Raw genomic sequence first — 18527 nt, 5'->3', positions numbered from 1 at the left:
AGGCAAACCGAGTCATGTGGAAGACGTTGCGCCCAAACCGGGCGAATCTGGTGATCTGGCAATGGCTGCTGCTGGTGCTGTGCTTCGTACTCTGGTACGTGCTGACCAGTCCGACGCTGCTGCCGGCGTTCTATTTCGACGACCCGAATAAAGCGGCGTTCTTCTTCGGCGAGCCGCAGAAGGTGTTGCAGCGGATCTGGGAGTGGTTCACGGGCGGCGAGATCTATCTGCACCTGTGGATCACGCTGGTCGAAACCGTGCTCGCGTTCACGCTCGGCACCGCGCTCGGGCTCGGCGTGGGCTTGTGGCTCGCGCTCTCGCCGCTCGCGAGCGCGCTGTTCGATCCGTATATCAAAGCCGCTAACTCGATGCCGCGCGTGATTCTCGCGCCGATCTTCGGCGTGTGGTTCGGGCTGGGCATCTGGTCGAAGGTGGCGCTCGGTGTCACGCTGGTGTTTTTTATCGTGTTCTTCAACGTCTATCAGGGCGTGAAGGAAGTCAGTCCGGTCGTGCTCGCCAACGCGCGCATGCTCGGCGCGAACCGCAAGCAGTTGCTGCGCTTCGTCTATTTGCCGAGCGCGATGAGCTGGGTGTTTTCCAGCTTGCATACGTCGGTGGGGCTGGCGTTCGTCGGCTCGGTGGTGGGGGAGTATCTCGGCTCCGCGCGCGGCGTCGGCTATCTGATTCTGCAGGCCGAAGGCACCTTCGATATCAATACCGTGTTTGCGGGGATTCTGGTGCTGACCGCGTTCGCGCTGATTCTGGATGCGATTGTCGGCATGGGCGAGCGGCGCCTGATGAAGTGGCAGCCCAAGACAGGCGACACGGAAAAGCTGTAGGCCTACGAGCGCAAACTTGCTCAGCAGCGAGCTTTAACGAAAAACGGCGCACGGGTTGGAAAACCGCGCGCCGTTTTTTCGACCACCAGAACGAAGCGCTCGATCAGGCGACGTCGATGCTTCGACTAAGGCGTAATCACCACCTTCCCGATCACGCGACGCTCAGCCATGTCACGCAACGCGCGCCCAGTGTCCTCGAGCGGATAGCGCGCCGACACGTACGGCTTGAGCTTGCCCTCACCGATCCAGCGTGTCATCTGCTCGAACGCCGCGTGATTATGCTGCGGCTCGCGCTTCGCGAAGTCGCCCCAGAACACGCCGACCAGACTCGCGCCTTTGAGTAGCGTCAGGTTGAGCGGCAGCTTCGGAATCTCGCCGTTGGCAAAGCCGACCACCAGATAACGTCCGCGCCAACCGATGCTGCGAAACGCCGGCTCCGCATACACGCCGCCGACGGGGTCGTAGATCACATCCGGGCCTTTCCCGTCGGTAAGCGCCTTGATGCGCTCGCGCAGATCCTCGGTGCTGTAGTTGATGGTGGCGTCCGCGCCGTGCTTGACGCAGATCGTGAGTTTCTCGTCGCTCGATGCCGCCGCGATCACGCGCGCGCCGAGTGCCTTGCCGATTTCGACGGCCGCGAGCCCAACGCCGCCGGCCGCGCCCAGCACCAGCATCGTCTCGCCGGCTTGCAACGCGCCGCGATCGACCACGGCGTGATGCGAGGTGCCGTACGCCAACGTAAAGGCCGCGGCCAGTTCGAATTCGACACCGTCCGCCAACGGCACGCAGGCCGAGGCCGGCGCCAGCGCCTGGTCCGCGAAACCGCCCTGACCGGTGAAGGCAACCACGCGCGAGCCGGGCTTGAACTGCGTCACATCCGCGCCGACAGCGCGCACCACGCCCGCGACTTCCGAGCCGGGCGTGAAGGGCAGAGGCGGTTTGAACTGGTATTTGTTCTCGATGATCAGCACGTCGGGAAAGTTGACGGCTGCGGCTTTGACGTCGATGACGACGTGACCTGGCGGCGGTTCGAGGTCCGGCAGGTTTTCGACGACCAGGCTCTCCGGCGGCCCATATTGATTGCAGCGAATCGCGCGCATCGTGTCTCCATATCGATCAGGGGTTCGCAAGTATTCTGAGTGTAAAACAATCAGCACGACCGTGCGTTTTTATTGCGCTGCGCGCGTCCGGCGGGTGATTGCCGGATGATCGATGCACGGCTGGCTGGCGACTCGCGCGAGGTATTCGCAATGCTCACGCGTGCGCTTTGCATAAGGCGTGGGCACGGCCGGCAGTCTCGTTCGCGCGTCTTCTTTCCTCGGTTACAATCGCCGCATGCGAATCCTACTCAGCAATGACGACGGTTATCTGGCGCCCGGCCTTGCTGCGCTTTACGAAGCGCTCAAGCCGATCGCGGACGTCACCGTGATGGCACCCGAACAGAATTGCAGCGGCGCCTCGAATTCCCTGACGCTGTCGCGGCCGCTTTCGGTACTGCGTTCGGCCAATGGTTTCTATTACGTGAACGGCACGCCCACCGACTCGGTACACATCGCGCTGACAGGCATGCTCGACCATCGGCCGGACCTGGTGGTCTCGGGCATCAACAACGGTCAGAACATGGGCGAAGACACGCTCTATTCGGGAACCGTCGCCGCCGCCACCGAGGGCATCATGTTCGGTGTGCCGGCCATTGCCTTCTCGCTCGTCGACAAGGACTGGGTGCATCTCGAAGACGCCGTGCGCGTCGCCGCCGAAATCGTCGCGCACTATCTTGAGCAGCCGTTGCCCGGGCATCCGCTCCTGAACGTCAACATTCCGAATCTGCCCTACGACCAACTCGGCGACTGGCAGATCACGCGCCTCGGCAAGCGGCATCCGTCGCAGCCGGTGATCCGGCAAACCAATCCGCGCGGCGAACCGATCTATTGGATCGGCCCGGCGGGCAGCGCGCGCGACGCGAGCGAAGGCACCGACTTTCACGCGGTCGCCAACGGCCACGTGTCGATCACGCCGCTGCAGCTCGATCTGACCCACACGCAGATGCTGCCCGCAGCGCGCGACTGGGCGCGCGCCGGCAGCGGCGCTTCATGACCAGCGAGCGCGCCAAGCGCTTTCCGCTCGGCCTCGAGGACCTGGTGCGCGAACCGCGCCGGCCCGAAGGGCGTCCGGGCGAAATTCGCGCGGCGGCGCTTGCCGCGAGCGCGGCGCTGAACGCACGTCCGCAGCCGGCGAAGAACTCGTCGCCCGGGTCCGCGGGTAAGTCCCAGTCGCGGCAGGCGAACCCGCAGACTGCGGCGCAGGCGAAGCTCCAGACCAAGCCATCCGCGGCGACTCCGCCGAAGCCGCTGGCCGCGCCTTCCGCCAAAGCGCCGGTGAAGGCGCCGCTGAATGCATCGATGATGAAAACGCCGGCCAAGGCCGCCGTGCAGAATTCCACCGCGCGTCCCTCGCCGCAGCCGGCGGTTCCGGCCAAACCCGCCGCCCGCGCCACCGAGCGCAGCGCCGCGCCGAACGTTGCTTTGAACGGCGCATTGGCGCTGACTTCGGAACGGGTTCGCGAACGGATGGTCGAACGCCTGCGTGCGAACGGCGTGACCGATCAGCGCGTGTTGAACGCGATGTCGGTGGTGCCGCGCCACATGTTCGTCGACCCGGGGCTCGCCGCGCAGGCCTATGAAGATGCCGCATTGCCGATCGGTCATCACCAGACGATCTCCAAGCCCTCGGTCGTTGCACGGATGATCGAGCTGGCCGCCGCCGGTCGTGCGCTGAACAACGTGCTCGAAATCGGCACGGGCTGCGGTTATCAGGCGGCCGTGCTGAGCCAGGTCGCGCGCGAGGTTTACTCGATCGAGCGCATCAGGCCGCTGTCGGAGCGCGCCAAGACCAACCTGCGGCCGCTGCGCATTCCGAACATTCGCCTGCACTATGGAGACGGGCGGTTGGGTCTGCCCTCGGCGGCGCCTTTCGATGCGATCGTGATCGCCGCGGCGGGGCTCGACGTACCGCAAGCATTACTTGAACAACTCGCGATCGGCGGCCGTCTGGTCGCGCCGGTCGGCTCGCAGGAAGGCCAGAACCAGGTGCTGACTCTGGTCGAGCGCCTCGGACCCGCGCAGTGGCGCGAGTCGCGGCTTGATCGCGTTTTCTTTGTACCCTTAAAATCCGGAGTGATTTGACACCGATGAGTATGTTGCGCGCGATGCAAAGAACCAGACTGAATGCCCCCATGACCGTAACCCAGCGTAGCGTGTGCGTGCTCGCCTTGTCCCTGTTGATGACGGCCTGTGCGTCGCGGCTCGATCAGGCGCCTGTCGTCGACCGCTCCGGCGGCGCCACGCTCGGCACGCAAGCTGCGCAACCGGCCGTGCCGCTCGGGCCGCCGCCGCCGGGCTACTATCGCGTGAAGCCGGGCGACACGCTGTATCGGATCGCGTTGGAGAACGGCCAGAATTACCGCGACATTTCGGCGTGGAACAATCTGACCAACCCGAATCAGATCGAAGTCGACCAGTTGCTGCGCGTCGTGCCGCCGGGCGCAAATACCGCGGCGCTCACGCCGGGTGTCGCGACCGCACCGATCGGCGGCGGCGCTGCGGTGCAAAGCGCGCCGCTCGGCGGCACGCCGCCGTCCACGGGTGCTAACGCAGGTGTCGCGGCACCGCCGCTCTATGGTTCGGCTGCGAACAACGCGTCGTCGGCGCCGCCTGCCAACCCGGGCGCGGCGAGCGACTCGAATGCCGGCGCGTCCGGCAGCGTGGTCTTCGCATGGCCGGTGCGCGGGCCGCTGCTTGGCACCTTCAACGACTCGACCAACAAGGGCGTGAATATCGGCGGCGCCGCGGGCGATCCGGTGAAAGCTTCGGCGGATGGCCGCGTGGTTTATGCCGGAAATGGGCTGCGTGGTTACGGCAATCTCATTATCATCAAGCATGACGCAACTTATCTCACCGCGTATGCACACAACCGCGCTTTGATGGTAAAAGAGGGGGACGCGGTGACGAAGGGGCAGAAGATCGCCGAGATGGGCAATAGCGATTCCGACCGCGTGATGTTGCATTTCGAAGTTCGCCGGCAGGGTAAACCTGTCGACCCACTGAAGTATTTGCCGCCGCAATAAGCGATACGACCATGCCGAAATCGAAGCGCCCGCCACAGCAAGCCGAGTCTGAGACGATCAGCCACGCTATGTCCGCTTCGGTGGATGAAAGCGGCGCTTCGGAAGTGGAAGAGGAGGTCGCGGAGGAGCGCGATCTCGACGAACGCCAGGGCGGCGCGGACGAAGGCGGCGACGCCCGCGAAGGCGCGAGCGAAGTCGCGCCGGACGCGGACGACTTCCGCGCGCTGTTGCAAGCCGAACTGACGGCCGACACGATTCAGCACTATCTGAACCGTATCAGCGTCAAGCCGCTCCTGACCGTCGAGGAAGAGCAAAAGTATTCGCGTCTCGCCAAGGCGGGCGAGTTCGAAGCGCGGCAGGTCATGATCGAGCGCAATTTAAGGCTCGTTGTCAGCATTGCGAAGGGCTACCTGAACCGTGGCGTGCCGCTGCTCGATCTGATCGAAGAAGGCAATCTCGGCCTGATGCACGCGATCGAAAAATTCGATCCGACGCGCGGCTTCCGGTTTTCCACCTACGCGACCTGGTGGATCCGCCAGAGTATCGAGCGCGCGATCATGAACCAGGCGCGCACCGTCCGTTTGCCGGTGCACGTGATTCGCGAGCTCAATCAGGTGCTGCGCGCCAAGCGCCATCTGGAAAAGAATTCGATGAACTCCGGCGAAGCCGCCGAGCGCCGCGACGCCAGCATCGACGACATTGCCTATCTGACCGGCAAGACCACCGACGAAGTGACGGACATCCTCGCGCTGAACGAGCACACCGCGTCGCTGGACGCGCCGCTCGATCTCGATCCGGCGAGCAGCCTGCTCGATCTGCTGTCGGACGACCAGAGCCAGTCGCCGGACGCCGAAGTGCAGCACCGCGAACTGGAAACGCTGACACGCGCGTGGCTGGCGCGTTTGTCGGACAAGCATCGTCACGTGATCGAGCGCCGCTTCGGCCTGAATCACATCGAGCCCGCCACGCTCGAAGAGCTGGCCGACGAAATGGGCCTCACGCGCGAGCGTGTACGCCAGATCCAACAGGAAGCGCTCGTGCGACTAAAGCGCTTCTTCGCCTCCAACGGTGTTCGGAAAGACGCCGTTCTATAACCCGATGACACCGATTCTTGTTTTCGACATCGAGACGATTCCCGATGTCGCCGGCATTCGCCGCCTCGAAGATCTGCCCGCCACGCTGAGCGACGCCGAAGTCGCCGAGCATGCGTTCGCCGCGCGCCGCGAAAAGACCGGCGGCGATTTTCTGCCGCATCATCTGCAACGGATCGCGGCGATTTCCTGCGTGTTCCGCGACAACAACGGTTTCCGGGTGCGCTCGCTCGGTACGCTGGAAGACGGTGAGGCCGCGCTGGTGCAGTCGTTTTATCGCGTGATCGAGAAGTACACGCCGCAGCTCGTGTCGTGGAACGGTGGCGGATTCGACCTGCCGGTGCTGAACTACCGCGCGCTCGTCAACGGCATTCCCGCCTACAAGTTCTGGGATCTCGGCGAGGACGACCGCGAGTTCAAGTGGAACAACTACATCAGCCGCTATCACGCGCGTCACACGGATCTGATGGACGTGCTCGCCATGTACCAGGCGCGGGCCAACGCGCCGCTCGACGCGCTCGCCAAGATGTGCGGCTTCCCCGGCAAGATGGGCATGGACGGCAGCCAGGTGTGGCACGCATACCAGGAAGGGCGTATCGAAGAGATCCGCAATTACTGCGAGACCGACGTCGTCAATACTTACCTGCTCTATTGCCGCTTCCAGTTGATTCGAGGCGCGTTTTCGCCCGCGGAGTATGCTGACGAGATCAATCTGGTCAAGAATGCGCTGGCGCTGGAAACGGCGCCGCAATGGGCCGAGTATCTGGCGGCATTCGATCAGTAAGCCGCTCGCGGTCGAGCCGCGAAGGGGGCTCGCAGATGGCGAGGCTGCTGTGGCCTTTCGCTCCAAAAGCTCAAAAGCTACAAGGCGGTGCGAGGCGCTCGTCTCCGGCTCCCGCCGCCACCGGCGTGATCGTATCGTGGCTAGTGTGGCTGACGGCCATTCCCGCCGCGCCGAGTGATGGCGACGCACGGCGCTTCGTCTACAATCTCGCCTTTCCCCCAAGTTTGTCAGGAAGTAGCAGGTGTCCCGAACTGCCCCCCATCGCCGCGCGCCGAAGCGCTACAAGACGCCCCCGCCCGCGCCGGTACACGTCGTCACCGGCAATGAGCCGGTCATCGAAATCGTTTCGCTCGATATGGAAGCGCGCGGCGTCGGCCGCACCGAGACCGAAGACGGCACCCCCGGCAAGGTGATCTTCGTCGAAGGTGCACTGCCCGGCGAACGCGTGAGTTATTCGACGCATCGCAGCAAGCCGAAATTCGAGCAGGCCGAAGTGGTGCAGGTATTCCGCGAAAGCGTGATGCGCACCAAGCCGAAGTGCACCTACTTCGATATTTGCGGCGGCTGTTCGATGCAGCATCTGGACATTCGCGCGCAGGTGGCCGTCAAGCAGCGCGTGCTGGAAGACAACCTCCAGCATCTGGCGAAGCTGCGCCCGGAAACGGTATTCCGGCCGATTCACGGACCGTCCTGGGGTTATCGCTACCGCGCGCGTCTGGCAGTGCGTTTCCTGCCGGAAAAGGGCGGTATGCGGATCGGCTTCCACGAGAAGAAAAGCAGCTATATCGCCGACATGAAGACCTGCGAAGTGCTGCCGCCGCACGTGTCGGCCATGCTGATGCCGCTGCGCTTCATGGTTCGCAAGCTGTCTATTTACGACCGCATGCCGCAGCTCGAGCTGGCGGTCGGTTCATCTGTGACGGCGCTGGTGGTGCGTAATCTCGAACCCATCACGGCGGCCGACGAACAGGTGCTGCGCGATTTCGCCGACGAGCACAAGGTGCAGTTCTGGCTGCAGCCGGGCGGCCCGGACACGGTCACGCCGTTCTATCCACTCGACGTGCAGCTCGACTACACGCTGCCGGAGTACGGCATCCGCATGCCGTTCAAGCCGACCGACTTTACCCAGGTGAACCACGCCATCAACCGCGTGCTGGTGAGCCGCGCGCTGCGGCTGCTGGCGCCGGCGCGCACCGATCGCGTGCTCGATCTGTTCTGCGGGATCGGTAACTTCACTTTGCCGCTCGCGCGGATTTCGAAGGAAGTGATGGGTATCGAAGGCAGCGAGGTGCTGACTTCGCGCGCGCTCGCCAATGCCGAATTGAATGGCATGGCGGGGCATACGTCGTTTGCGTGCCGCAACCTGTTCGAAGTCACCGCCGACGACATGCGCGCGCTCGGCCACTTCGACAAGTTCCTTATCGATCCGCCGCGCGAAGGCGCGCTGGCCGTCGCCAAGGCGCTGGCGGAGATCGCCCGGAGCGGCAATGGACCGCTGCCGAAGCGCATCGTCTACGTGTCATGCGCGCCGGCGACGCTCGCACGCGATGCCGGTCTGCTCGTGCATGAGGCCGGCTACCGGCTGGTGGGTGCGGGCGTGGTGAACATGTTCCCGCACACGTCGCATGTGGAGTCGATCGCGTTGTTCGAGCGGGACTGAACAGCGCCCCGTCCTGCCGGTGCGGCATGGCAGGGCGGCACGCAGGCAGGCACAAACAGAAACGCCACGACCGAAGTCGTGGCGTTTTCTATTGCCGGCCGGTTTTCAGCGCGCCGCGTGGATCAGAACTGCCACCACGACTTTTCCGTACCCGGCCTTGCATGACCCGTAATGTACGGGCTGTCAGGGAAGGTGCCGGCCAGCACGCGCTTCGTGTCGTCGGCCAGTTGCGGCTGGTTCAGCCGCTGATACGACAGCATCATGATGTGCAGTGCGTCTTCAATCGCCGGTGCGTTCTTGTATTGCGTGAGCGCCAGTTGTGCGCGGTTGATCGCGGCGACGTAAGCGCCGCGGCGGTAGTAGTAATCCGCCGCATGGACTTCGTGCGACGCCAGCGCGTTCACGATATAGCGCATGCGTTGCGCGGCGTCCGGCGCATATTTGCTGTTCGGATACTTGTCCACCACGATCTTGAAGGCGTCATACGATTCGCGCAGCGACTTCGGATCACGCTCGCTCATGTCCTGGCCGGAGAAGCGGCCGAACAGTCCGAGGTCGTCGTTGAAGTGGATCATGCCCTTCAGATAGTACGCGTAGGCGATGTCCGGATGATCCGGGTGCAGTTGGATGAAGCGGTCGATCGCCTGGTCGGCGGCGGCGTTTTCGTTGTCTTTCCAGTTGCAGTACGCGACGTTGATCTGTGCCTGCTGCGCAAAGTGACCGAACGGATCGCGCCCCTCGAGCATTTCGAAGTACTTGGCGCACTTGCCGAAATCACCACCGGTCAAGGCGTCGTTCGCCTCCGTATATAATTTGTTGTTGTTCCACGTTGCCGTCTCGTCGGTCTTTTCCGGCAGGCCGTGGCAAGCCGCCACAATGGCGACGGCTGCGGCGCACGCAATGTATCCGGCCACTTTCCGGGCCGCCTTCTTGATGGCCGCCAAATTGAGCGCCGTTTTAGTGATGGTGTTCAAGGCTCGCATTTTCCAGTCTAGCTTTACGTCCAGGTGACCCAGACTCAATGACCCGCTCAAATACTCCAGGCGCCGCAACCGGTGCCGGGAATAGCAACGAAGATTATAGCGTAAGCGCCGACCCCTCCGACGCGTTGGGCGTCGATTCCCTCGACGACGATCTCGGCAGCGACGCGCTCGGCGCCGCGGCCTTGTCCGGCCTCGTGCCGACCATCGCGAACCGCGTGACGGACGAGACGCCGCGCAGCGTCGTCGTGCCCGACGAACTGGCCGGCGAGCGCCTCGACAAGGTGCTCGCGCGGGTGTTCCCCGAATTCTCGCGCAACCGTCTGCAGAGCTGGATCGAGGCGGAGCGCGTGCGGATCGACGGCAAGCCCGCGAAAATCCGCCAGCCGGTGCCGCTGGGCGCGACCATCGAGCTCGTGCCCGATCTGCTGCCCGAGCAGCTCGCGTTCACGCCGGAACCGGTGCCGCTCGCGATCGTCTACGAAGACGACACGCTGGTGGTGATCAACAAGCCGGCTGGCATGGTGGTGCATCCGGCGGCCGGCAACTGGAGCGGCACGCTGCTCAACGGTTTGCTGTACCGCTACGGCGACGCGGCGGCGGGCTTGCCGCGCGCGGGTATCGTGCACCGGCTCGACAAGGAAACCTCCGGGCTGATGGTGGTGGCGCGCACGCTAGAGGCGCAGACCGACCTCGTGCGCCAGTTACAGGCGCGCACGGTCAAGCGCCGTTATCTCGCGCTGGTATGGGGCAACATGCCCGAAGAGGGCACCATCGACGCGCCGATCGGCCGCGATCCGCGCGAGCGCACCCGCATGGCGGTGGTGACGAGCGCGTCGGGCAAGCCCGCGCGCACGCATTTCCGGCGTGTCGATTCGGCGATCTGGGAGCGTCAGCCGGTGACCGCGATTCATTGCGATCTCGAAACCGGCCGCACGCATCAGATCCGCGTGCATTGCGCGCATATCGGCCATCCGCTGCTCGGCGATCCGGTGTACGGGCGTGCGCGCGGCAAGCGTTCGGTCACGCCGCTGCCCGGCGGCTTCGCGCGCCAGGCGCTCCATGCATGGCGCCTCGGCCTGATCCATCCGAAGACCGGCCGCACGATGCAGTGGCGTGCCGACGTGCCGGAAGACATGGAGGCGCTATCCGCGGCGCTCGGCCTCGGCCGCGACGACGCAGGCGAGTTCGACGAGACGTACTATGAGGAAGACGACTACGAGGCGTCGCTCGACGAGGATGCCGGCGAAGACGACGCGCGCGATCACGACGAAGCCGGCGCCGCCGATGAGCACGCCGACAAGCACGATGAGGACGACGAGGACGATCGCACATGAACGTGCCCGAACTGAGCTTTGACGATGTCGTGCAGCCCACATGGAATGTGTCGCCGCGCGTGCGCGCGCTCGTCACCACGCGTAACGGTGGCGTGAGTGACGCGCCGTTCGGCCGCTGGCACAACGGCGCGGACTTGCCCGGCGGCCTGAATCTGGGCATGAAATCCGGCGACGATCCGGCTGCGGTCGCCACCAACCGCGAACGTCTGCTGAAGCTGGCCGGCGTGAGCGAGGCTGCGTGGCTCGAACAGATTCACGGCGCCGGCATCGTGCGTGCGGAAGAGGTGCTGGCACGGGCGCGCGCGACCGGCACGCCCACGCGCGCCGATGCCAGTGTCACCGATCGCCCCGGCACTGTGTGCGTGGTGATGGTGGCCGATTGCATGCCGGTGCTGTTGTGTGACGAAGCGGGCCGTGCGGTCGGCGCGGCGCACGCGGGGTGGCGCGGACTCGCGGCGGGCATTGTCGAACAGACTGCGCAGCGCGTCGCCGAACTCGCGGAAGTGCCGGCGAGCGCATTGCACGCTTATCTCGGTCCGTCGATCGGACCCGAGGCCTTCGAAGTCGGCCCAGACGTGCGTGACGCGTTCATGAACGGCGTCGGCGGCGCGCAACGCGATGCTACCGCAAGCGCATTCGTCGAGCATCCGCGCAATCCCGGTAAATATCTCGCCGATCTGCCGGCGCTGGCGCGTTTGCGTCTGCAGGCTCTCGGCTTGACACGGATTGCAGGCGGTGATCTTTGCACGGTCACGTTGCGCGACCGTTTCTACTCCTATCGCCGCGATCGCGAGACGGGCCGCATGGCGGCGCTGATCTGGCTGGACGATCAGGCACAGTCGATCGCGGACTGACCGACGCGAACGGCGCGCATCAGTCCGCCTTCTAATCCCGAGGCACACACCCGCATGACGACGTCTCGCGATGTCGACGTCATGCGGGCATGCCACGTCAGAGCATTGCCGCCGCTTTCTACGAGCACGCGTATGAGGGTTTATTCGGAGGGGCCGCGCGTGTTTTGCTGCGCTGCCGGAATTCCCCGGCGACCGCGTAAATCTGCCGCATAAACGGTCCGCATACGAACGGATAAGTGCGCATAAGCCTATGCAATATGGGCGCTTTTTTCGTTCGCGGCGACCGTCAATGACACATGTCCAAAAAGGGCGATCTGCTACACAGGGAAAACGATAATTAAAAAACTATCGCACTGCGGCAAAATCGGGAACAAGCATTGACATGCCTTGCGATGGGGAGCAAGAATGTTCCTCACGGATCCTCGTACAAGGGACAGGGCGTGACGAGGTCGCGAGCAGTTGCTCACGTGCGCACGAACCTGCCTCTCAACCCGTCCGCAAGGACTTACCGGTCAAAAGCAGGCATGGCAGCATCACATTCCTCAGCTTCCCCCAAGACGGACTCCGCGACGGAGCACACGCAGCAGGCCGGTACGAGCGGTGCAGCGCCGGCCCCAGGGATGCAACAGTTATTCGACGCCTGGATGGGCGCCTGGAGTTCGCTTGGCACGCAGCCCGGCAGTAACGGCATGCCTTTCCCTGTGCCTCAAATGCCGCCGCTTCAAATGCCGTTCCAGATGTCGCAAACAGGTCTGCCGCAGATTCCGTCGTTTCCCGGCATGCCGGACTTCGCCAAACTCGCGGCGGGATCGATGCCGGCCATGCCGTCCTTCGCCGGACTGAACATTCCGAGCGCTGCGATTCCCTCCGAGCGACTGCAGAAACTTCAGGCCGACTATTCGCGCGAGGCGATGGAGTTGATCCAGCAGGCCACTACGTCCGCGACCAAAGCACCTGAACTCAAGGACCGCCGCTTCAGTTCCGACGCGTGGAGTTCGGCACCGGCGTATGCATTCACCGCCGCCTGGTATCTGTTGAACGCGCGCTATCTGCAGGAAATGGTCGACGCGCTCGACATTGAACCCAAGGTGCGCGAGCGCATCCGTTTCGCTGTCCAGCAGTGGACGGCGGCGGCATCGCCAAGCAACTTCTTCGCATTGAATCCGGAAGCGCAAAAGACTTTGCTGGACAGCAAGGGTGAGAGCTTGCGCCAGGGCGTGATGAACCTGCTCGGCGATTTGCAGCGCGGCAAGATCTCGCAGACCGACGAATCGCGTTTCGTGGTCGGCGACAATCTCGCGAACACCGAAGGCTCGGTCGTGTTCGAAAACGAGCTGATGCAGTTGATCCAGTACAAGCCGCGCACGGCGAGCGTGCGCGAGCGGCCGCTGCTCATCGTGCCGCCTTGCATCAACAAGTTCTACATTCTCGATCTGCAACCGGAAAATTCGCTGGTGGCCCACGGACTCGATTCCGGGCACCAGGTATTTCTGGTTTCGTGGCGCAATGCCGATCAGTCGATCGCGCATAAGACGTGGGACGACTACATCGGCGAAGGCGTGCTCACTGCCATTGAAACCGTGAGCAAAATCAGCGGCCGCGAACAGATCAATACGCTCGGCTTCTGCGTGGGCGGCACGATGCTGGCCACGGCGCTGGCGGTGGCCGCGGCGCGCGGCCAACATCCGGCCGCGTCCATGACGCTGCTCACCGCCATGCTCGATTTTTCGGACACAGGCGTGCTCGACGTATTCGTCGACGAGGCGCATGTGAAGATGCGCGAGCAGACCATCGGCGGCCAGAACGGTACGCCGCCGGGGCTGATGCGCGGCATCGAGTTCGCCAACACGTTTTCGTTCCTGCGGCCGAACGATCTGGTGTGGAACTACGTCGTCGACAATTACCTCAAAGGGCGTACGCCGGTGCCGTTCGACCTGCTGTACTGGAACAGCGACTCGACGAGCCTGCCCGGCCCGATGTATGTCTGGTATCTGCGCAATACGTACCTCGAAAATCGTCTGCGCGAGCCGGGTGCGGTGACCACCTGCGGCGAGCCGGTCGATCTGTCGAAGATCGACGTGCCCACCTTCATTTACGGTTCACGCGAAGACCATATCGTGCCGTGGCAAACGGCGTACGCGTCGGTGCCGCTGCTGAGCGGGCCGTTGAAGTTCGTGCTTGGCGCGTCGGGCCACATCGCGGGCGTGATCAATCCGCCCGCAAAGAAAAAACGCAGTTTCTGGATGCTGGAAGGCGACGTCAAAACGCTGCCGGAGAACCCGGAGGAATGGCTCGATCAGGCCGCCGAAGTGCCTGGCAGCTGGTGGCCCGAATGGACCACATGGCTCGACCAGTACGGCGGCAAGAAGGTGAAGCCGCGCGCCGCTGCCGGTTCGGCCGAATTCCCGGTGATCGAGCCGGCGCCGGGGCGTTATGTGCGGCAACGGGAGTAGGTTCGAGCCCGCTTATAGCCCGCTTATGGCATGGTTCTTTTCGGTGTGAACGCGCATCTTACCGAGTCAGGGCGCAAGCAGAAGGAACGAGATTTTTTAACTTGACGGGCTGCGGCGCATTTCGCCGACTCGCCCGGAGGATATGGAAATGACTGATGTTGTGATCGTATCGGCCGCCCGTACGGCAGTAGGCAAATTCGGTGGGTCGCTGGCGAAAATCGCCGCGCCCGATCTCGGCGCCGCGGTGATTCGCGCCGTGCTCGAGCGTGCCGGCCTGAAGCCCGAGCAGGTGAGCGAAGTGATCCTGGGCCAGGTGCTGGCGGCAGGGTCGGGCCAGAATCCGGCGCGTCAATCGCTGATCAAGGCCGGTCTGCCTTCGGCAGTGCCGGGCATGACGATCAACAAGGTCTGCGGCTCCGGCCTGAAGGCCGTGATGCTCGCAGCCAATGCCATCATCGCGGGCGATGCGGACATCGTGATCGCCGGCGGGCAGGAAAACATGAGCGCCGCGCCGCACGTGCTGCCGGGTTCGCGCGACGGTTTCCGCATGGGCGACGCAAAGCTGGTCGACTCGATGATCGTCGACGGCCTGTGGGACGTCTACAACCAGTATCACATGGGCGTGACGGCGGAAAACGTCGCGAAGGAATACGGCATCACGCGCGAACAGCAGGACGCGTTCGCGGCGTTGTCGCAGAACAAGGCAGAAGCCGCGCAGAAGTCGGGCCGATTCGACGACGAAATCGTGCCGATCGAGATTCCGCAGCGCAAGGGCGAGCCGCTGCGTTTCGCGACCGACGAATTCGTGCGTCACGGCGTGACGGCCGAGTCGTTGGCAGGTCTGAAGCCGGCCTTTTCGAAGGAAGGCACGGTGACGGCAGCCAATGCATCCGGTCTGAACGACGGTGCCGCGGCCGTGCTGGTGATGTCGGCGAAGAAGGCCGAAGCGCTCGGCCTCACGCCGCTCGCGCGTATCAAGGCCTATGCGAACGCCGGCGTGGATCCGAAGGTGATGGGCATGGGCCCGGTGCCGGCTTCGCGCCGTTGCCTCGAGCGCGCGGGCTGGACGCCGGCCGACCTCGACCTGATGGAAATCAACGAAGCGTTTGCCGCACAGGCGCTCGCCGTGCATCAGCAGATGGGCTGGGATACGTCGAAGGTCAACGTGAACGGCGGCGCGATTGCGATCGGTCATCCGATCGGCGCGTCCGGCTGCCGGATTCTCGTCACGCTGTTGCACGAAATGCAGAAGCGCGATGCAAAGAAGGGTTTGGCGTCGCTGTGTATCGGCGGCGGCATGGGTGTGGCGCTGGCGGTCGAGCGCGCTTGAGTATCGTTGCGTGACTGAAGCCTGCTGCGTCGGTCACGCGACAAACGGAGCGTTGCCGCGCGCTGAGGCGCGCGGTTAGCGGTGGCCTCGTCGGCCGGTCGCCCGGCGGCTGCGGAGATGAAGCACAGACGAGGGGAGAGGCGGCGGTCGGCGCCTCGAAAAACGATAATGGAGTCTAGTTTATGACACAGCGAATTGCGTACGTAACGGGCGGGATGGGCGGCATCGGCACGAGCATTTGCCAGCGGCTGCACAAAGAGGGTTTCAAGGTCGTCGCAGGCTGCGGCCCGAACTCGCCGCGCCGCGTCAAGTGGCTCGACGAGCAGAAGGCGCTGGGCTTCGATTTCATCGCGTCCGAAGGCAACGTGGGTGACTGGGAGTCGACCAGGAGCGCGTTCGACAAGGTCAAGGCGGAAGTCGGCGAGATCGACGTGCTGGTGAACAACGCCGGCATTACGCGCGACGTCGTGTTCCGCAAGATGACGCACGAAGACTGGACAGCGGTGATCGACACCAACCTGACCAGCCTCTTCAACGTCACCAAGCAGGTGATCGACGGTATGGTCGAGCGCGGCTTTGGCCGTATCATCAACATTTCGTCGGTGAATGGGCAGAAGGGCCAGTTCGGCCAGACCAACTACTCGACCGCGAAGGCCGGCATTCACGGCTTCACGATGTCGCTGGCGCAGGAAGTAGCCACCAAGGGCGTGACGGTCAACACCGTTTCCCCCGGCTACATCGGCACCGACATGGTCAAGTCGATCCGTCCCGACGTGCTGGAAAAGATCATTGCTACGATTCCGGTGCGCCGTCTTGGCCAGCCGCAGGAAATCGGCTCGATCGTGGCATGGCTGGCATCGGAAGAATCGGGTTTCGCCACAGGCGCTGATTTTTCGCTGAACGGCGGTTTGCATATGGGCTGAGTCACAGGCGCGCCGCTCACGAGGCAGCGCGCTTCGGCTCAGATGGTTCGGCGGCGTCTCGACTGCGCAAAGGCCCGATTGCGCAGCGCGTAGGACGCCGTTTTCGCGCTCACTTGCGCTCAAAGGCGTTACATGACCACTACTACAAAGAAAACAGCCGAACGACTGATCAAGAAATATCCGAATCGTCGGCTTTACGATACCGAGACAAGCACGTACATCACGCTGACGGACGTCAAGCAGCTCGTGCTGGATCAGGAGGATTTCAAGGTCATCGATGCGAAGAGCAACGAGGATCTGACGCGCGCCATCCTGTTGCAGATCATTCTCGAAGAGGAGAGCGGCGGCTTGCCCATGTTCTCGTCGTCGATGCTGTCGCAGATCATCCGTTTCTATGGTCATGCGATGCAGGGCATGATGGGCACGTATCTGGAAAAAAACATCCAGGCCTTCATTGATATTCAGGCGAAGCTCGCCGACCAGTCGAAGAATCTGTACGAAGGCAAGGCCATGAATCCCGAGGTCTGGTCGCAGTTCATGAACATGCAGGCGCCCATGATGCAGGGCATGATGACCAGCTACATCGAGCAGTCGAAAAACATGTTCGTGCAGATGCAGGAGCAGATGCAGAACCAGGCGAAGTCGATGTTCGCTACCTTCCCGTTTACGCCAGGGGGCGCGGTCAATGTGGCCGGCGCCGGTAACGCGCCGGCTAATAACCCGCAAGGCAATCCGCAGGGCAATCCGGAGCCGGAGAAGAAGTAACGGCGCTAGGGTGATCAGGCGGGCTGGGGTTCCGGCGTTGAGGCGCCGCCCCGGAGCCTTGACCTTTGACGAGCCGGTAGCGCAGCCCTCGTGCCGAGCATGAGCGGCGCGATTGCCGACGATCGATGCCGGCGCGGTACAATCGCGGGCCGCGTGTGTGGGGCATTTTCCTCGGAGAGGGCGCTCTGGCCGCCAACTTCTCCCCATTCCGACCGCCGCTCTCATGTTTCACCGATACCCCGCCTGTCCTCAGCAAAATCGCCGCCTTTCGGCGCACGTTTCCGCATGAACCGCCTTTTCCTCGCCCCGATGGAAGGCCTCGCCGACTACGTATTGCGCGACGTGCTGACCGGCATGGGCGGATTCGACGGATGCGTGTCCGAGTTCGTCCGCGTGACGGGCTCTCTGCTTCCCGGCCGTGTCTACGAGCGGGAAGCGCCTGAAGTGCTCGACGGCGGCCACACCCCCTGCGGCACGCCGATGGTGATCCAGCTGCTCGGAAGCGATCCCGAATGGATGGCGCTGAATGCCGCCCACGCGGCCAGCCTGTCGCCGCATGGGATCGACCTGAACTTCGGGTGTCCCGCCAAGGTCGTCAATCAGCACGGCGGCGGGGCGATGCTGCTGGCCGACCCTGAACAACTGAACCGGATCGTGTCGTCGGTACGGGCCGCCGTGCCTGCCGGCATCGCCGTGACGGCGAAAATGCGCCTTGGCGTGTCCGACACGTCGCTGGCGATCGATTGCGCGGTCGCGCTCGCGGAAGGCGGCGCCGCCGCGCTCGTCGTGCATGCCAGAACGCGGGACCACGGCTACCGGCCGCCGGCTCACTGGGAATGGATCGCGCGGATCGATTCCGCCGTGGACGTACCGGTCGTCGCAAACGGCGAGGTGTGGACGGTGGCCGACTGGGAGCGCTGCCGCGCTGTCAGCGGCTGCGCTGACGTGATGCTCGGGCGGGGCGCCGTATCGGACCCGTTTCTGGCCCTGAGGATACGCGGCCTGATGGACCGGTCCCCGTCCGACGGGGAGTGGCGGCACGTGCTGGGCCACATTGCCGGTTATCTGAGGAAGTTGCAGGCTCGCGTTGCGTCCCGTCACGAACACGGACGGGTCAAAAAGTGGCTCAGCTACCTGCAGCGCACCTGGCCGCAGGCGGCCGAGTTGCATGCGGCGATCCGTCGGCTGCAGGATTCGCATGAAATTCTCGCAGTGATCGAACGTGCTTTGGAGGGCGATAAATTAATGGCGACGCATCGATCCCCACCTTCCGGCCGACTCGCCCCGACGCATGCCGCAGCCGCTTGAAGGCGAAAATTCAAAGACTTACGAGCGGCGGCCCTGGCGAACCGCTACAATTCAGGGTTTAACGTCTTCAAGCGGTTCCC

At 63.8% G+C, this 18527-nt stretch carries 16 protein-coding genes; 14 read left to right on the top strand and 2 right to left on the bottom strand.

Annotated elements, in window-relative coordinates; all coding sequences use genetic code 11:
* Positions 1-14 precede the first annotated feature (14 nt).
* Positions 15-839 carry an ABC transporter permease gene (locus NE850_RS20875; protein ID WP_007182066.1) on the top strand — a complete coding sequence of 275 codons (825 nt, stop codon included), beginning with the start codon at positions 15-17 and terminating at the stop codon, positions 837-839.
* Positions 840-964: 125 nt separating this feature from the next.
* Here NE850_RS20875 and NE850_RS20870 read toward each other — a convergent pair whose 3' ends face one another.
* The gene (locus NE850_RS20870; protein WP_007182065.1) at positions 965-1939 is read right to left on the bottom strand and encodes an NADPH:quinone oxidoreductase family protein; all 975 of its coding nucleotides are present in this window, start codon (positions 1937-1939) and stop codon (positions 965-967) included.
* A gap of 235 nt (positions 1940-2174) precedes the next feature.
* Between NE850_RS20870 and surE the strand changes: the two genes are divergently transcribed.
* The 6 genes from surE to rlmD all read left to right on the top strand — a co-directional run bounded on the left by surE (position 2175) and on the right by rlmD (position 8497).
* Positions 2175-2933, top strand: a complete 759-nt coding sequence (surE, locus tag NE850_RS20865) for a 5'/3'-nucleotidase SurE (RefSeq protein WP_165185822.1) — start codon at positions 2175-2177, stop codon at positions 2931-2933.
* The gene (locus NE850_RS20860) at positions 2930-4021 is read left to right on the top strand and encodes a protein-L-isoaspartate(D-aspartate) O-methyltransferase (protein WP_165185825.1); all 1092 of its coding nucleotides are present in this window, start codon (positions 2930-2932) and stop codon (positions 4019-4021) included. Before surE ends, NE850_RS20860 begins: the two co-directional genes overlap by 4 nt.
* Before the next feature lie 5 nt (positions 4022-4026).
* Positions 4027-4962, top strand: a complete 936-nt coding sequence (locus tag NE850_RS20855; RefSeq protein ID WP_310699361.1) for a peptidoglycan DD-metalloendopeptidase family protein — start codon at positions 4027-4029, stop codon at positions 4960-4962.
* 11 nt (positions 4963-4973) lie between these two features.
* A complete protein-coding gene (rpoS, locus tag NE850_RS20850) occupies positions 4974-6056 on the top strand; it encodes an RNA polymerase sigma factor RpoS (RefSeq protein ID WP_165185828.1) in 1083 nt (360 codons plus the stop codon).
* 4 nt (positions 6057-6060) lie between these two features.
* A complete protein-coding gene (locus tag NE850_RS20845; protein WP_007182060.1) occupies positions 6061-6837 on the top strand; it encodes a 3'-5' exonuclease in 777 nt (258 codons plus the stop codon).
* Positions 6838-7078: 241 nt separating this feature from the next.
* Entirely contained in the window at positions 7079-8497 is a 1419-nt protein-coding gene (rlmD, locus tag NE850_RS20840) for a 23S rRNA (uracil(1939)-C(5))-methyltransferase RlmD (RefSeq protein WP_007182059.1), read from the top strand.
* A 122-nt stretch (positions 8498-8619) separates the two neighbouring features.
* Here the strand turns inward: rlmD and NE850_RS20835 are convergent, their stop codons facing one another.
* Complete coding sequence (locus tag NE850_RS20835; RefSeq protein ID WP_007182058.1) at positions 8620-9480, bottom strand: outer membrane protein assembly factor BamD; 861 nt, start codon at positions 9478-9480, stop codon at positions 8620-8622.
* Between the two features lie 38 nt (positions 9481-9518).
* Between NE850_RS20835 and NE850_RS20830 the strand changes: the two genes are divergently transcribed.
* The 7 genes from NE850_RS20830 (at position 9519) to NE850_RS20800 (ending at position 18447) form a co-directional block, all read left to right on the top strand.
* Entirely contained in the window at positions 9519-10814 is a 1296-nt protein-coding gene (locus tag NE850_RS20830; protein WP_007182057.1) for an RluA family pseudouridine synthase, read from the top strand.
* Positions 10811-11668, top strand: coding sequence for a peptidoglycan editing factor PgeF (gene pgeF / locus NE850_RS20825; RefSeq protein ID WP_007182056.1), 858 nt, complete (start codon positions 10811-10813; stop codon positions 11666-11668). Before NE850_RS20830 ends, pgeF begins: the two co-directional genes overlap by 4 nt.
* 620 nt (positions 11669-12288) lie before the next feature.
* Positions 12289-14121 carry a class I poly(R)-hydroxyalkanoic acid synthase gene (phaC, locus tag NE850_RS20820; protein ID WP_035518148.1) on the top strand — a complete coding sequence of 611 codons (1833 nt, stop codon included), beginning with the start codon at positions 12289-12291 and terminating at the stop codon, positions 14119-14121.
* Between the two features lie 148 nt (positions 14122-14269).
* Positions 14270-15451: an acetyl-CoA C-acetyltransferase gene (locus NE850_RS20815; protein WP_007182054.1), complete on the top strand. Its 1182-nt coding sequence runs from the start codon at positions 14270-14272 to the stop codon at positions 15449-15451.
* 182 nt (positions 15452-15633) lie between these two features.
* Complete coding sequence (locus NE850_RS20810) at positions 15634-16374, top strand: 3-ketoacyl-ACP reductase (protein ID WP_007182053.1); 741 nt, start codon at positions 15634-15636, stop codon at positions 16372-16374.
* Between the two features lie 132 nt (positions 16375-16506).
* Positions 16507-17139, top strand: a complete 633-nt coding sequence (gene phaR, locus NE850_RS20805) for a polyhydroxyalkanoate synthesis repressor PhaR (protein ID WP_007182052.1) — start codon at positions 16507-16509, stop codon at positions 17137-17139.
* Positions 17140-17424: 285 nt separating this feature from the next.
* Positions 17425-18447 carry a tRNA-dihydrouridine synthase gene (locus NE850_RS20800; RefSeq protein WP_007182051.1) on the top strand — a complete coding sequence of 341 codons (1023 nt, stop codon included), beginning with the start codon at positions 17425-17427 and terminating at the stop codon, positions 18445-18447.
* The last annotated feature ends 80 nt before the right edge of the window (positions 18448-18527 follow it).

It is taken from the genome of Paraburkholderia sp. USG1 (genome assembly GCF_031570135.1).
In the GTDB taxonomy this organism is placed as follows: domain Bacteria; phylum Pseudomonadota; class Gammaproteobacteria; order Burkholderiales; family Burkholderiaceae; genus Paraburkholderia; species Paraburkholderia dioscoreae.
Note: the sequence above shows the minus strand (reverse complement) of the source record. Positions and strands in the feature narration are given on the sequence as shown.

What these genes read in the sequence shown, in the direction of transcription:
- NE850_RS20800 (WP_007182051.1), top strand. Translation starts at nt 17,425, where the DNA reads ATGAACCGCCTTTTCCTCGCCCCGATGGAAGGCCTCGCCGACTACGTA.
- NE850_RS20835 (WP_007182058.1), bottom strand. Translation starts at nt 9,480, where the DNA reads ATGCGAGCCTTGAACACCATCACTAAAACGGCGCTCAATTTGGCGGCC.
- surE (WP_165185822.1), top strand. Translation starts at nt 2,175, where the DNA reads ATGCGAATCCTACTCAGCAATGACGACGGTTATCTGGCGCCCGGCCTT.
- NE850_RS20830 (WP_007182057.1), top strand. Translation starts at nt 9,519, where the DNA reads ATGACCCGCTCAAATACTCCAGGCGCCGCAACCGGTGCCGGGAATAGC.
- rpoS (WP_165185828.1), top strand. Translation starts at nt 4,974, where the DNA reads ATGCCGAAATCGAAGCGCCCGCCACAGCAAGCCGAGTCTGAGACGATC.
- phaC (WP_035518148.1), top strand. Translation starts at nt 12,289, where the DNA reads ATGCAACAGTTATTCGACGCCTGGATGGGCGCCTGGAGTTCGCTTGGC.
- NE850_RS20855 (WP_310699361.1), top strand. Translation starts at nt 4,027, where the DNA reads ATGAGTATGTTGCGCGCGATGCAAAGAACCAGACTGAATGCCCCCATG.
- NE850_RS20875 (WP_007182066.1), top strand. Translation starts at nt 15, where the DNA reads ATGTGGAAGACGTTGCGCCCAAACCGGGCGAATCTGGTGATCTGGCAA.
- NE850_RS20845 (WP_007182060.1), top strand. Translation starts at nt 6,061, where the DNA reads ATGACACCGATTCTTGTTTTCGACATCGAGACGATTCCCGATGTCGCC.
- phaR (WP_007182052.1), top strand. Translation starts at nt 16,507, where the DNA reads ATGACCACTACTACAAAGAAAACAGCCGAACGACTGATCAAGAAATAT.
- pgeF (WP_007182056.1), top strand. Translation starts at nt 10,811, where the DNA reads ATGAACGTGCCCGAACTGAGCTTTGACGATGTCGTGCAGCCCACATGG.
- NE850_RS20870 (WP_007182065.1), bottom strand. Translation starts at nt 1,939, where the DNA reads ATGCGCGCGATTCGCTGCAATCAATATGGGCCGCCGGAGAGCCTGGTC.
- NE850_RS20860 (WP_165185825.1), top strand. Translation starts at nt 2,930, where the DNA reads ATGACCAGCGAGCGCGCCAAGCGCTTTCCGCTCGGCCTCGAGGACCTG.
- NE850_RS20810 (WP_007182053.1), top strand. Translation starts at nt 15,634, where the DNA reads ATGACACAGCGAATTGCGTACGTAACGGGCGGGATGGGCGGCATCGGC.
- NE850_RS20815 (WP_007182054.1), top strand. Translation starts at nt 14,270, where the DNA reads ATGACTGATGTTGTGATCGTATCGGCCGCCCGTACGGCAGTAGGCAAA.